Source organism: Companilactobacillus sp. HBUAS56275, assembly GCF_036913655.1.
Taxonomy (GTDB): Bacteria; Bacillota; Bacilli; order Lactobacillales; family Lactobacillaceae; genus Companilactobacillus; species Companilactobacillus pullicola.
Genome location: NZ_JAYKKK010000003.1, coordinates 250,768 through 264,760, shown reverse-complemented (window position 1 = coordinate 264,760; position 13,993 = coordinate 250,768). Strand labels below are relative to the sequence as shown.

Here is a 13,993-nt window from a genome sequence, read left to right as displayed (position 1 = left end):
GAAGTAGGAAGAAATAATTAACCTACATCACTCTTTTTTCGTATACGGAAAAAACAAAAGTCCAATTCATTTTTAAAAAGCTAAAAATCGTGTAATATTGAATTGAGGAAATACAACTATTAAAGGCGGATTCTCAAAAAAGTTTGGTTAAAATATATATTAATGAAATAGCGTTAATTGCTGTCTTACTATCTAATATTTAAAAACGTACAAACAATAGAAGTACTCTTTAGTCCTCCGCAAAAATTTAAATATATCTAACCAAACTTTGGCAAGAACCTAAAGGTGAACAAGATGAACTATATAATTGGAATTGGCGCGATAGCTTTGGGAATTTGGCAGTTAATCGTTTCTAAGCAGTACTTCGATAATATGAAAAAACAATCTGCACCAGTAATTTTTGCACTAATTGCATTAATTTTTAGTATGTTCTTTGGAGCCTTTCTTATTATTTTTGGAGTACTTCGATTCTTTCGTTAACGTTAATCGGTAAAAATCATACGTTCATAAGTATTTTATGTTTCGTTTATTGTTTCTGAAATATAATGTTTTCATGATCAAGAATTGAGGGAACATTATGAAAGAATTTGTATTAGATCGTAATAAGATTTTTTTAGGTGATAATTTAAGAGAATGCCGTAAGCAATGTAATTTATCAGAGCGTGAAGTATCTAAGATGTTGCATGTGGATATTACGACCATTTCCAAATATGAACATAATACTAGAACTCCCGATATCTACATGATGGTACGTTTTGCTGACGTTTACGGCGTTAGCTTAGATACTTTGGTTGGCAGATAAAATTTTGTCTTTCACAAAAATAAAAAAGCAGCATTTATTTAGAATTTTCACAATATGCAGTGGTGCATCGTGAACTCTAAATAGTGCTGCTTTTTTGTAGTTATTAATGATTATTAGACATTAATTTGATTAATTCTTTATTTTTTCTAAATGAAACTTCACAAGTTGAACCGTCAATGAATGATAAAATTCTAGTCTTACTGTCATAATTAATGGCATTGTCGACATTGACTAAGAAGCTACGATTGCAGCGAAAGAGATTAGGATAATCTTCTTCAAAGGTATTTAAGGAACCGTTGAATTCGGCTAACTGATACTTGGTGATGATGAAAATTCTACCAGGAGCATCTTTATTAGTGTAAAGCATGATGATATCGTCCATTAAAATTGAGAAGTAACGACTGCCAATTTTGTAATCAAGGACATTTTTCGATAGGTGATTGTACGCCCGTAATTCTTGTTGAGTCTTTTGAATATCATCAGTAATACTTTGTTTAATATTTTCCAAGCCATTATCTTTTAAAATATAATCCATTGGAGCAATTTTTCTTTCCAAAGTGGTCAACGATAATTCATCATGAGTAGTTATGAAAACTATTTGAGAGAGTGGTGAATCCTGACGGACTTTTTCGGCTATTTTTAAGCCGGCTAGTTTATCGTCTAAAATTTCCATATCTAAAAAGTAGAGGGCCTGTCTTTTTGGTGTATAGTGTTGAAGAAAGTCGTCAACCGTACCAGAAGCCACTTCTAAAGCCATATTGGCATCGTTAATTAAAATACCATTTTGAATGAATTCGGCGTATTGATTTCTTTGTAATTCGTTATCTTCCAGTAAATAAATGGGATACATTCAATCACCCCCAACAATAATAAGCGTCATCATTAAATGATTGTGGACCGTTTTTGTTTCTAGATAAAGGTTATCGGATTGATTAATAAGTTTACGAACATTAGCCAGACCAAAGCCAGAGTGATCCTTTTTAGTTGAGTAACCACTTTGAAAAATATCTTTTAAATTAAGATTTTCATTCAAAGGATTATCAATTGTGACTTCGGTAGTATTTTTAGTCTGAGTAATGGCACAAGTTACTTCTTTGTCGGCAATTTCTTCGACATATTCCAAAGCATTATCGATCAGGATCCCTAAGATACGAACAATAATTAGAACTTCATTGGGAAATTGATAGTGTTCCTGATTCAATTCAAGGTGAAAATTGATATGACGACTTTTAGCAATAAAGAATTTTTGAATAATTAGTCCACGAATCAAATCGTTATCAATAGCTTGAATCTGTGAAATATTACCACGACTAACTAACGACATTTCGCTCTCTTCTTTAGTGATATCAAGATAGTAATCTTTCAATTCCTGTGAATCACTTTGATCAATTAGAGGCTTAATCGCAAGCATGATATTTTGAAAGTCATGTTTAAACTTACGCAATTCAGTATATTGCTGTTGAACACTAGTTAGATATTCATTCAATTGCTTGTTGTAAGTCAATTTTTCTTGAGCTTCGTTTTGAATGGCAATCGCATGTACGAATACGGTCAATTGGTAGTAGGCAAAAATTAGAAGAATTGAGAAAATCAGAATTAGACTAGCTTGAATGGTAGCCGTCACGGATTGAAGATCACTGATGATCATAATAACCATAAATGAAATGAAGATTCCCAGTGATAGTATTAATACACGTTTACCTAAGTGATATTTTTCAACTTGAAGCCATAGTTTGATAGTTTGGTAACGAAAATGCTCAAAGACTAATACGACAATGAGCAAATAAATCGTATTAATGACTAAAGAAATGGGAACAAAATATTCCTGATAAGTCTCTAAAAGTTTTAATTGCCACTGATTGTAAGCGATGAAGAAGAAAATTCTAGCCGTGTAAGTTCCCAGACTGAATAAGACTAGTTCGATATTAGCGGCCATGATCAATGCAATTGAATTTTGCATATTAGACCGATATTTTTTAACGCACCAATTGAAGATCAGAATCGCCCCAATAAAGAAGAGAACGAACAATTCATCAAAAAATAAACCGATATAGCCAAAAATTAAAGACAAGGCTATATCGGCAAGAAAAAAGCAAACAGTAAATTTTCTAATAAAGTAGTGTTTTAATTGTAAAACTGCAAAGAGCATAAAGAAGTTTGCAATCCATTCTAGTTGCCAGTCTATGTATACCATAGCTCAATTGTATTTAAAAAAACCGACTAATACAAGGATTGGTTAAGATAAGAAGGTACTTAGATTTTCTACTACCGACTAGATTTCTGATTCTATTATTATTTACTAAATTTGCAGCATTTGAATAGTTCTATGTAATCAAGTAGGGGATTATGAAATTTGATTTAAGAAATTAATAATGTCTATTAAGTATATGAATTTACGGCTGAATGCATTCCTAACGTTTGCTCCGAACTAAATAGTATTTCTGTTATTTTATTTCAGAAGAATAATTGTTTCTTCTAAAAAGATATTTTAAAATCTCTAAATCAAAATTAAAGGGGAAACGACTCATGTTAATTTGATTTTTGATAAATATTTTTAGTCATTTACGTTGTCTAGTTAGAATTAAAATAGCATCTATTCGGAATTTAGTAGGATTCTGAATAGACGCTATTATTTTTTTAAAAGTAGAAAAGTAAGCCAAATAGAATCGTTATCTAACCCGGAGCAACAAGTCCGATTGGTCTCAGCCGTGAAATTTTACTTGGTGATTTATCACCTAGTAAAAGACCTGAATTTGAGACAATTGTGAACTTCAATTGGCTCAAATCAGTGTCCACAGCGTTCCAGACCAATCGGGCTTGTTGTGGAGGGTGGCATATTTAAACTAACTTATTGTGAAGCGATGGCACTTCTCTTGCTATCTGGTGAATTAGGATTGTTAACTCCGTTACCGATAATGTATTGATGGAAAATATCCAAGAACTCATTACTGTCGATCATATCTGAGTGTTGGGCTTTGTTACCGGTTAAAGTAATTAGTGTGTAATGTTTGATATGACCCTCATAGATATACTTACCGGCATCAACGCTTCCTAGTGGTACGATTCCATCATCAGAATACAACTGAGTTCCGGCAATTGAGTAATAGGTCATGTTGCCTGGAATGTTATCACGTTTGCTGATGAGGTCATTGAGCATCTGTGTATGATTGGAAGTGTTTTTCTCTTCAAAATTATACGGTGTTCCAACGGTTAGAAGCTGATCAATATTCATATTATCATCGTTGAAATCATTCTCTAAGAACATGGTCCAGATCAAGCCACCGTTGGAATGGCCGAAGCCGTTGAATACACTGAAACGATAACGTTTTTTTATAGCATTGAAGGCTATATTGAACCAACGGGCTTGTTTCTTGATGTTCTCATAGCCGTCGGAATTATTTTCAAAGCCGACGACGAAAACAGGTTGGGGATCGTTGGCTCGAATTTTACCGGTGTAGGTCAAAGAATCATCTGTATGGACGGTAATCTTCATCAGACTGTGATGTTCGCCGTATTTGTTGTTTATTGTGCTGACTAGGTTATCGAAACGATTGGCTGAGGCACTACTACCAGGAATCATGATGATAGGTGTCATGGGTGAATTGTATCTTCCAGCTAAGGTTGTAACATTTTTTTGCGTCCAGATATACGAGGGGATGCCGAGGATAATAAAGAAAACTAACATCATAAAGAGATATTTGAAGTTTTTATTCTTGGTTAATCTATGCATTCAAGCCACCTTCTTCAATACTCAAATTATCATATCCTTTGATCTTGATAGCCATTTTTACGAAGGGAATATAGATCAAGGTAGAAATTATGATTGCGATAATTGAGAATATTAGAGCCTGCCAGCTACCGTTTGTACCAATGAAGGCAATTAGTGGTCCTGGTGTTCCAATTGGCACAGGATAGACGCTAGGCGGCATTAAATGCAATTGAATCGCTAAGGCAGCCATAGCCATATCGGCTACAGGAGCCAGGATATATGGGATAAAGAAAATAACGTTGAAGAAGACCGGTATGCCGGCCATCAGAGCACTACCGATATTAAAGAGACTGGGGAAGATAGCCAATTTAGCAACGGTTTGATAGTCATTATCTTTACCGATGATCAAGATAGCAATGATTAGTCCCAAAGTAGCTCCGGTACCACCAAAGGTAGCGAAAGCATGGTAGAGTGAGGAACTGGTAAACGGATTAGGGGCATTCCAAGCGGTATGTTTATCTAAAGCATAATAGAGATTGATATTGGAAAGAACATCCATTTTTTCGGTTCCATTTGGTGAGTAGGTACCAGACCAACCGAAGAATGACATTACCAAAGTGTAGATAGAGAAGATAAAAGTCTTTATTAATTGTGATAAAGGGCTTTTAGAATTGTATTCAGAGGCTAGAGCATTGATATAATTTCCAGGTGCTTCAGCGTAATAAGTAACATTGACTAAGATACTGAAGACCATCGCCAATAGTAAACAAATTATGATTGGTTTTGCGGAAATAAAAGAACGTTCAGTAACGCTGGATACGCCGAAATGTGTAACGTGGTCAGGAATAGGTCGACTTGTTTTTTTAAAAATCCAACCGACAAATATTCCTAGGAAAAATGCAAATAGAAGACCACGTAAGCCCAAAATTTGTGGATGAAACGATACTGCTTGGACTTTGGAGTAAGTGTAATCAATGATTAACAAAGAGCTCATTGCAGTGATACCGGCCAATTGATCGTCCCGATTGAAATGTTTAGCGGTATATTTGGCTGCACCGAAAACGGCAATAACTGAGACCCATCCCAAAGATAGGTTGTAGAGGACTGTAGCAATGTTATCGATTTGGAGATAAATAAAGTCATTACTTAGGTTGGGAAAGACATCGGTTAAGAATCCTTCCTTACCAATAATGACCGTTTGAATTACTTTAATGAAACTACCGAAGAGAGCAAAGGGAAAAATCAGTAGTAATGTACGTTGAATAATACGGTAGATGAGTAGTTTTTGAATTTTGAGAGTTCCCAGAATTAATTTCTCTTCAAATTTGTTGTTAAATTTTGTTTTCATGAAAGCACCACATCAGCTTTTTATAGATTTCAGGAAAAGTATACCGCAAATAAAAAAAGCCGCCATCATAGCGACCTCTTTTTATACAAATAGTGTATGTAATAAATTGGTAAACCTAATAAGGTGATTCCAATTCCCATCATAGCTAGACCAGTTTGACGGAACAAAGTGGAAATAATGATATAAGCTCCACCTGCTAAGGCAATGATTGGTGGAATAGGATAAAAATTGATCTTATAAGGACGTACCAGTTCGGGTTCTTTCTTTCTTAAGATGAAGACACCAATGAACATCATCATTGAGAAGATCCACATAACGAAAACTAACATATCGGTTAAATAATCAAAACTGCCCATAAAGATCATGATGACTGCAATAACGGTTTGTACTAAGCCAGCGTTTGCAGGAACACGAGTATTCTTAGTTAATTTACCGAAGAATTTGGAAAAGACAATGTCGTCGTCAGTTCCTAAAACGTAAGGTACACGTGCACCGGTCATAGTATAACCGTTAACTGATCCGAAAACAGAAATCAGAATACCAATTGTAACGATTTTTCCACCGATCTCACCGAAAATATGAACGGCAGATTCAGATGCGGCATTTTGATTTCCAGGAATCAAGTTGAATGGCAATTCTTTAATGAATACGAAACTAATTAGAACGTAAATTAGAGTAATGGCGAAGAGTCCAACAATGATTGATTTAGCAAGATCCTTTTCGGGACGCTTCATTTCACCAGCCAAACTACCAACATTCATCCAGCCATCAAAAGCAAACATGGTTGCTAGTAGTCCGCCACCCAGCGAAGACCAGAAACTAGCATGATTACCAGAAGTGATTGGAAAGAGTGAAATAGGATTAGTTGAAGGTGTAAAAATCCCAACGACGATAATTAAAACGATCGGAATCAATTTAGCAATCAAAGAGACGGTCTGTATCGTCCCACCGACTTTGGCACCTAATAAGTTAACGACGTAGAGGAAGACAGCTAATGAAATGGCAATTGGTATTTGCCAAACAGAAGAAATGTTACAAAGGTTCATAACTTGTGTAGCAAAAATAATTGATAGAGCTGAGATTCCCGCTGGGTAATAGATAACTGACTGTGCCCAGGCTAGTAGAAAAGCAGGAACTTTTCCGTAAATATATTCGATGTATTTATAAATACCACCAGCGACTGGAATGGCTGAGGCTAATTCGGCAATGGTCAAACCAGCGTTGATCGTAATGAAACCGGCAAGTAACCATACAAAGATGGTCAAACTAGGACTACCGGTGGCTGCAGTTACACTGGAGATCTTGAAGAAGACTCCACCACCGATAACGAGCCCCATTACCGTTGATAGTGCTGAGAAGAAACCGAGATCTCTTTTCAGACTGAATTTATCTGTTTCCTTGTTCATGAAAAAAAACTACCCCCTCAAATGGCTTAAATTGCAATTATATACCATATTGATATAATTCTGGTACTTTTTTAGTAGTAATTGCGCTTACATATAAGTAGAATTAAGGCGAGGTGATTTTATGATAAATTTAGGAATAATTGGAACAAATTGGATTACAGAACAATTTGTTAATGCAACAGATGAAACAAAGAGCTTTTCATTAACGCATGTCTATTCAAGAACTGAAGAAAAAGCTGACAAGTTTATTGAAGACCTCCAAAAGAAGAATATTAATATCAGTACCGATCTAGAAGAATTTTTCAGTAGCGACGATTTTGATACTGTTTATATTGCTTCGCCTAATGGATTACATTTCCAACAAGCTAAATTAGCACTGGAACATGGCAAAAACGTTATTGTGGAAAAACCAAGTACTTCAACAGTTAGAGAGTTTACTATTTTGGACGATCTAGCTCATGAAAAAGGACTCTTTTTGTTTGAGGCTGCTCGTCACATTCACGAACCAATTTTCAAAAAGATTCAAAATTATGTTGAAGAAAATCGTGCTGAATTGAGTGGGGCAACACTTTCTTACATGAAATATTCGAGCCGTTATGACGACTTCAAAGCTGGTAAGTTGCCTAACATCTTTAACCCTAAGTTTTCTGGTGGGGCTTTGTATGACTTAGGAGTCTACACAGTTTATGACGCCGTTGTATTATTTGGACAACCCGAGTCTGTCAGTTATGTGGCTGAAATACTTTCATCTGGAATTGATGGTAGTGGTAGTTTGACTTTGAAGTATCCTGAATTTGACGTCAATATTTTAGTTGGTAAGACTAAGAATTCATATGCAAATTCAGAAATTTATTTCGACAGAAAAACTTTGTTGATGGACAGTGGTGGCGACATCACACACGTTCAACTTGCCGACGACAATAAGAATATTACAACTATTCCAACTGTTAAGAGTGAAAATCCCATGGACTCTGAAGCAAAAGAATTTGCACGAATTATGACTGAAAATGATCAAGAAACTTATGAAAATCTCTTGAAGTACGCTAGAATTGTAAATAGAATTCTAGAACAAGCTAGAACAAGTGCAGGACTTGTTTTTGGAGCAGATGAGGATAAGTAAAGTGGAAATACCAAAATTATATCAAGATTATTTTAAGCAAAATCAATTTAGTGCTTTAACAAAGATTCAAGAAGCAGTCTATTTACCTTTTAAAGAGGGCAGAGATTTTGTCGCTATGGCACCAACTGGTTCCGGTAAGACTTTAGGGTTTGTGATGCCAATGTTGGAAACCTTAGTACCCAAGGATGGCTTACAAGTATTGATCTTAGAACCTTCACAGGAATTGGCTATGCAAGTTAGGGATGTCATTCAACCTTTAGCTAAATTAGTTGATTGCAAAGTTCAAGCAGTCACTGGTGGTGCTAATCCCCAACGTCAATTGAAGAAATTGAAGGAAAAACCTGAAATTATTGTGGCTACGTTAGGGCGTTTAAATGAATTGACTCAGGCCCGTAAGGTGAAATTGGGTAAGATCAACACTGTTATTGTTGATGAAGCCGATGAGATGTTGAATGAATCGAAGTTGGAAACGGTTCGTGAGACAATTGCTCAGATGCCAGCCGATGTTCAGATGACTTTCTTCTCAGCCACTGGTAATGAGACCTTCAAAGATATGCATAAGTGGTTTGGACAGGACTTTGAGATTATTGATCAACGCCACGATACTAGTTACACCGCTGGAATTAAGCATTACTTTATTGATGCTAATAGTGAATTTATCAAGAATGCTTTAGTGCGTGAGTTGGCACACAATAAGAAGTTTTTGGGAATCGTCTTTTTCAATAATTCTCGTTCACTACACAAAGCAATCAGTGATTTGAATCATAATAAGACTAACTTTGTGGCTTTGGACAGTAAGATGTCGTCACAACAACGTAAGTCAGCGATTCAACTCTTTTCAACTAAGAAAGTTAATTTGTTGTTAACAACTGATGTGGCCGCTCGTGGGATGGATATTGATAATATCACGACAATTGTTAACTACATGGTTCCAAGGGATGAGAGCGAGTACGTTCATCGTGCTGGAAGAACTGGAAGAATGGGTAAGAGCGGTATCGTGCTTACCTTTGGTAACAGTCATGATTTGAAGAATATGCGTGATTTCACTGATATTGAGATAAACAAAGCTTATCTTAAGAGTGATGGAACACTTTCGAATAAGCCTGTTACTCGTAAGAAACCAGTTAGTCATAAAGACAAGCCTAAGGCTAAGAAACGTTTACGTGATCAAAAGAATAAGGGTAAGCGTCGTAGTAGTAAATAAAGAAACAAAAAAGCTGATTTGGCTAAAACATGGCCAATCAGCTTTTTGTTTCAATTTTTCCAGTGTTGAATAATTGCGTATATGAGATATAATTTTCTTATAGCTGTTTTTTATTGGCTATAAGATCTTGGTCCCTTGGCCCAGTTGGATAGAGCAACTGCCTCCTAAGCAGTAGGTCCCCGGTTCGATTCCGGGAGGGATCATTAGAAAAAATGTTAAAAAGCACTAGAATTTTTATTTTCTAGGAGTAATTTATGAGAGAAATTAAATGTAGCGATACTTTATCCATCAGTAATCATCGAGTTTTTTCATCAGATTTGAATGAACATGAGACAGTATTTGGTGGAAGAACGTTAACGACAATTGACGATAATTCTTCGATTTCAGCTTCGCGAGTTGCTCGAATTGAAACAGTGACTGCTTCGATTGATCAAGTTAATTTTATTTTACCGTTCAAGCTTCAAGACTCAATGTGTACGGAATCCTATGTTACGGGAGTAGGCAGTCGATCAATTGAAGTTTTTACTAAAATTATTGGTGAGCATTTGAAGACAGGAAAACGTTTCTTAGGATTAACTTGTTTTTCAACTTTCGTTGTAACAGACAAGGATATTGTTCTACCACAGATTGTTCCAGACAATGATGAAGCTAAGTATGTTTGTAATGGTTATCATCAACGTCAAGATGAACGTTTAAAGAAGTTATTGGAACAAGAAAAATTCAATAAAAATATCAGTTTGCAATTCCCATGGCAAATCAAAAAAGACGCAGAATAATATCTACGTCTTTTTTCATGCTCTGGAAACGATTTGGTTTAGTTTTAAATTTATCAGTAAAGCACCTAAAGCAAAGATAGCACCACCGAAGCCAACTTGTGTAAGACCAAAGTTACCAACGATCAATGATCCGACGGCTGACCCTAACGATATTCCCAAATTGGAGGCAATAGGATTTAAAGATGAGGCTAGAGCAACTGCTTGGGGATATGATTCTTCAGCAATATTTAAGAAGTGTATTTGAATGGGTGCATTAATTAGGTACATAACAACACCGACAATAAGTAGATTGATTAACCCCAAATATTTGTTGTGAATCAAAAACGGTACAGCTAAAAGGATGAAGATTTCAACCGTGTAAACTTTAGGCATGAATTTGAGACCACCGTGTTCAGAAATTCGTCCTGATAGTTGATTGCTTACTAGTGAGGCAAATCCAAAGACGGCTAAAAAGATGCTTAGACTGGTTTTGGAAAATCCCAGTGTGCCATAAAGTGGTTGAAGATAAGTGTAAATGACATAGATAGCCGCAATGGCGAAGAATGGCAGAAAGAACCCTGTATAAATACGAGGATCTTTGATCAATTTGAATTGACTCTTCAGTGGGCTATTGATTTGTTCAAATTCTCTTGGCAAAGATAACATCAACAGAACAAGCGTTATAACGCTGACTAGAGATATGATGAAAAAAGTCATGCGCCAGTCAAAAACAGTACTGATAGCGGTACTAAATGGAACCCCGAAGACAGAAGCAATACTGAAACCAGAAAAGATCCAGGAAACGACGGTTCCTTGTTTCGACCTTGGAGCGATAACATTAGAAAAGGTCATTGACAGTGAAATAATTGCACCAGCTACCGAGGCCGCAATGACACGGGAAATAATTAAGACAGTATAATTACTGGCAAACCCACTCAGGGTATTACCCAGAATAAAGACAACTGTCAAACCTATCAGAGTATAGTAACGATTAAAGTTACCGAGTAAAGATGTGATAATCGGTGTACTGATGGCATAGATTAGACCGTAAGCTGTGATTAATAAACCAACATTTGCAATGGAAACATGATAAGTTTTGGAAATATTGGAAAGAACGCCCATGACTAAAAATTCGTTATTACCGAGAACGAATGACAGTAATACTAAAATGGTAGTTTGAAACTTATAATTGTGCATAATTTGCTCCTCTTTTAGACAAAGAAAAAAGAATCACGAGGATTCTTTACTCAGTCTCCGTAGTTAAGATTGCTTCTCTCAAGTTTTGAAACTCTTTACTTGAGAATGATTCATTTAAGGATTGATCAACTACTTCAGAGGCTTCTTTAAAATGTTTGATACCAGATTCAGTAATTTTTAGGCAAACTTCTTTTTGATTTTTATCGCTATGATAACGAATGATAGGTTTGCAGTCCTTGTTTTCTAGACGAACAGCCATCCGCGAAACGGCGGCAGAACTCAATTTTAGTGAGTCTTTAATTTCTAGCAAGCTAGCTTTGGATTCATATTGGTCATAAAGATAGTGTAAGAAACTAAATTCAGCAGGAGATAAGTCATATTTAATTAATACTTTTTCAAGGTTTACTTGAACATCATTTTCAAAGTGTTTCATATTCAACCAAGTACAAAGGTTTGAAGTATGATTCATATTTACCACCTCCTATTTTAGATTGTTGCGTAATTGCAGTTGTAGTGTTTAATTGCCGTCCTCCACAAAAATTGGGAATGCTGTTGGAACGTTATGGGCGCGATTTGAAACTAATTATTTTCCACTTCGTGCAAAATAATGGATTTCCAAAGTCGGCCTCATTGTAAATGGCGAAGCCATTAACAATGATTTCATAGCTGAACGCATTTCCAATTTTTGCTCCGGACTAGTATCCGGTTCTATTTTTGGGGGACTTTAAGATATCAGATGGTAAGAATGGTATTCACTAAAAATGAGATACATCCATGTATTTCACTAATAAACATCTTTTTCACTTAATCCAGACCTCATAATCCTTATCTGACCATATGAAGTTAGAGAATATTCGAATAACGCAATGTTGTAATAATAGAATCAGAAATATAGTTGGTAGTAGAAAATTATTAGCTTCAAGCCGTGTCCACCACGTTCCAGTGGCCGACAGATTTTCTACTACCAACGGCATCTTTAACGTATATAAGTTGATATTATCTATACCTGAATTTAAGAATCAACGTTTATGTATTATGAAACAAATCAATTGTTTGCGCAAGAAAATATTTTTATTAATGAATTGTTTGATAAATCCTTGATGATGACTTTTTGCTATACTAATCGTAAATAAAAAAATAGTTGAGGGGATATAAATGAGTTTTTATTCGTATCAGTATTTGGTGGAACACAATAATGAACCGAATTTCTTGTTTATTATAGGAATTCTAGTACTAGCGACGGCTATTTTTGTAACTAGTTACTTGTATTTTAAAAATCGATCTGACAATAAATATCGAGATCTGTTGATTATTTTTGGACTTGGAATCTTTTTATTTATCGGTATCAATTACAACAATTATGAACAACAGTTGGATATCAATAATAAGACTAATCAGACTTTAAGTTTGATGGAATCGGTTGCTAAGGATAAGAAGGTTTCCAAGAATAAACTGTACTCGAACAGTTCTAGTTTGACTGAAGGAATGTTGATCAAGGCGGGCAAAGATATTTATCGGGTCAGTTTTGATAATAATTTGAGCAGTTATACGCTTTCGAAGGCTAATATAATCAGCTCACAAAAAATACAATTGGTTAAAAAATAGGTGACATAATGGTATTACAATACGGTGATTTAACTTTAAAATTTATTATAGGTTTCTTATTCATGGTCTTGCAGATCAATCTGTTTGGACGAGGTAACATTGCGCCTACTAGTGCAATCGATCAACTTCAAAACTATGTTCTTGGTGGTATCGTTGGTGGGATGATCTACAACGCTAGTATTACGATTCTACAATTCACTTTGGTTTTATTGATATGGACTTTAGTTGTCTTTATCGCTAAATTTCTAACTAATCACAATAACTTTTTCAAAAAGGTTATCGAAGGAACGCCACAGATAATTGTTAAGAATGGACATATTGATGTTAATTTGGCTTTGAAGAATGGTTTGTCGGCTAATGATCTATCTTTTAAATTGCGCCAAGCGGGCGTTTTAGATGTCAGAAATGTTAAACGAGCTGTATTTGAACGTAACGGTCAGTTAACGATTATTTTGAAGGATGAAGATAGTTTCAAATATCCTCTGATTTTGGATGGCAAGCTTGATATGGATGAATTATCAACATCAGGTAAAGATGAAGCTTGGGTCGAAGAGGAATTAAAGAAGCGTCAACTCGAAATTTCTGAAGTATATATGGCTAATTACATCAACGGTGAGTTAGTTATTTATAAATATTAATTTTTTAGGTTAGCCAAAAATCCATTTTCATAAAGCCTCAACTGTATTAGAATGAAATTGTAATAACTTTTGGTGGTGATAATAATATGGCAGGTGGTTCTAGGGTTTTCGCACTAATCATGCTAATTTTTTATGCAATTTTATTGTATTTTGTCTTCGCTGATAAAAATATGATAGCTATGTATATGATGGCTATCGGTATGTTTGTT

Annotated in this window: 13 protein-coding genes and 1 tRNA gene; 7 read left to right on the top strand and 7 right to left on the bottom strand. The window is 35.3% G+C overall.

All coding sequences use genetic code 11. The annotated features are described in order from the left end of the window. Positions 1-577: 577 nt before the first annotated feature. Positions 578-802: a helix-turn-helix domain-containing protein gene (locus tag U8526_RS07725; RefSeq protein WP_334341380.1), complete on the top strand. Its 225-nt coding sequence runs from the start codon at positions 578-580 to the stop codon at positions 800-802. 103 nt (positions 803-905) lie between these two features. Here the strand turns inward: U8526_RS07725 and U8526_RS07720 are convergent, their stop codons facing one another. The 5 genes from U8526_RS07720 to U8526_RS07700 all read right to left on the bottom strand — a co-directional run bounded on the left by U8526_RS07720 (position 906) and on the right by U8526_RS07700 (position 7,265). Next, positions 906-1,652 (bottom strand): DNA-binding response regulator, encoded by a 747-nt coding sequence (locus U8526_RS07720; RefSeq protein WP_334341379.1) that lies wholly within the window; start codon positions 1,650-1,652, stop codon positions 906-908. Next, complete coding sequence (locus U8526_RS07715) at positions 1,653-2,996, bottom strand: sensor histidine kinase (RefSeq protein ID WP_334341378.1); 1,344 nt, start codon at positions 2,994-2,996, stop codon at positions 1,653-1,655. Between the two features lie 654 nt (positions 2,997-3,650). Next, positions 3,651-4,532 (bottom strand): alpha/beta hydrolase, encoded by an 882-nt coding sequence (locus U8526_RS07710; RefSeq protein ID WP_334341377.1) that lies wholly within the window; start codon positions 4,530-4,532, stop codon positions 3,651-3,653. Further along, positions 4,525-5,859 carry a PTS transporter subunit EIIC gene (locus U8526_RS07705; protein WP_334341376.1) on the bottom strand — a complete coding sequence of 445 codons (1,335 nt, stop codon included), beginning with the start codon at positions 5,857-5,859 and terminating at the stop codon, positions 4,525-4,527. Before U8526_RS07705 ends, U8526_RS07710 begins: the two co-directional genes overlap by 8 nt. A gap of 65 nt (positions 5,860-5,924) precedes the next feature. Then, entirely contained in the window at positions 5,925-7,265 is a 1,341-nt protein-coding gene (locus U8526_RS07700) for an APC family permease (RefSeq protein WP_334341375.1), read from the bottom strand. Between the two features lie 121 nt (positions 7,266-7,386). Between U8526_RS07700 and U8526_RS07695 the strand changes: the two genes are divergently transcribed. From U8526_RS07695 to U8526_RS07680, 4 genes are all read left to right on the top strand, one after another. Continuing rightward, positions 7,387-8,385, top strand: coding sequence for a Gfo/Idh/MocA family protein (locus U8526_RS07695; RefSeq protein WP_334341374.1), 999 nt, complete (start codon positions 7,387-7,389; stop codon positions 8,383-8,385). A 1-nt stretch (position 8,386) separates the two neighbouring features. Next, positions 8,387-9,589 (top strand): DEAD/DEAH box helicase, encoded by a 1,203-nt coding sequence (locus U8526_RS07690; protein WP_334341373.1) that lies wholly within the window; start codon positions 8,387-8,389, stop codon positions 9,587-9,589. A 129-nt stretch (positions 9,590-9,718) separates the two neighbouring features. Continuing rightward, positions 9,719-9,792, top strand: a tRNA-Arg gene (locus tag U8526_RS07685). A 51-nt stretch (positions 9,793-9,843) separates the two neighbouring features. Further along, positions 9,844-10,365: an acyl-CoA thioesterase gene (locus U8526_RS07680; protein ID WP_334341372.1), complete on the top strand. Its 522-nt coding sequence runs from the start codon at positions 9,844-9,846 to the stop codon at positions 10,363-10,365. Positions 10,366-10,380: 15 nt separating this feature from the next. Here the strand turns inward: U8526_RS07680 and U8526_RS07675 are convergent, their stop codons facing one another. Both U8526_RS07675 and U8526_RS07670 read right to left on the bottom strand, forming a co-directional pair. Continuing rightward, positions 10,381-11,541: an MFS transporter gene (locus U8526_RS07675; protein WP_334341371.1), complete on the bottom strand. Its 1,161-nt coding sequence runs from the start codon at positions 11,539-11,541 to the stop codon at positions 10,381-10,383. Between the two features lie 46 nt (positions 11,542-11,587). Then, the gene (locus U8526_RS07670) at positions 11,588-12,010 is read right to left on the bottom strand and encodes a hypothetical protein (protein WP_334341370.1); all 423 of its coding nucleotides are present in this window, start codon (positions 12,008-12,010) and stop codon (positions 11,588-11,590) included. 686 nt (positions 12,011-12,696) lie between these two features. On the opposite strand from U8526_RS07670, the gene U8526_RS07665 reads away from it, so the two are divergent. Together U8526_RS07665 and U8526_RS07660 are read left to right on the top strand one after the other, a co-directional pair. Further along, on the top strand, positions 12,697-13,146 hold the full coding sequence (locus U8526_RS07665) for a DUF3290 domain-containing protein (protein ID WP_334341369.1): 450 nt from the start codon (positions 12,697-12,699) through the stop codon (positions 13,144-13,146). Between the two features lie 8 nt (positions 13,147-13,154). Further along, entirely contained in the window at positions 13,155-13,784 is a 630-nt protein-coding gene (locus U8526_RS07660) for a DUF421 domain-containing protein (protein ID WP_334341368.1), read from the top strand. The last annotated feature ends 209 nt before the right edge of the window (positions 13,785-13,993 follow it).

Coding starts and splice junctions, on each gene's coding strand:
- U8526_RS07705 (WP_334341376.1), bottom strand. CDS start 5,859: ATGAAAACAAAATTTAACAACAAATTTGAAGAGAAATTAATTCTGGGA.
- U8526_RS07675 (WP_334341371.1), bottom strand. CDS start 11,541: ATGCACAATTATAAGTTTCAAACTACCATTTTAGTATTACTGTCATTC.
- U8526_RS07725 (WP_334341380.1), top strand. CDS start 578: ATGAAAGAATTTGTATTAGATCGTAATAAGATTTTTTTAGGTGATAAT.
- U8526_RS07660 (WP_334341368.1), top strand. CDS start 13,155: ATGGTATTACAATACGGTGATTTAACTTTAAAATTTATTATAGGTTTC.
- U8526_RS07720 (WP_334341379.1), bottom strand. CDS start 1,652: ATGTATCCCATTTATTTACTGGAAGATAACGAATTACAAAGAAATCAA.
- U8526_RS07710 (WP_334341377.1), bottom strand. CDS start 4,532: ATGCATAGATTAACCAAGAATAAAAACTTCAAATATCTCTTTATGATG.
- U8526_RS07715 (WP_334341378.1), bottom strand. CDS start 2,996: ATGGTATACATAGACTGGCAACTAGAATGGATTGCAAACTTCTTTATG.
- U8526_RS07665 (WP_334341369.1), top strand. CDS start 12,697: ATGAGTTTTTATTCGTATCAGTATTTGGTGGAACACAATAATGAACCG.
- U8526_RS07700 (WP_334341375.1), bottom strand. CDS start 7,265: ATGAACAAGGAAACAGATAAATTCAGTCTGAAAAGAGATCTCGGTTTC.
- U8526_RS07695 (WP_334341374.1), top strand. CDS start 7,387: ATGATAAATTTAGGAATAATTGGAACAAATTGGATTACAGAACAATTT.
- U8526_RS07680 (WP_334341372.1), top strand. CDS start 9,844: ATGAGAGAAATTAAATGTAGCGATACTTTATCCATCAGTAATCATCGA.
- U8526_RS07670 (WP_334341370.1), bottom strand. CDS start 12,010: ATGAATCATACTTCAAACCTTTGTACTTGGTTGAATATGAAACACTTT.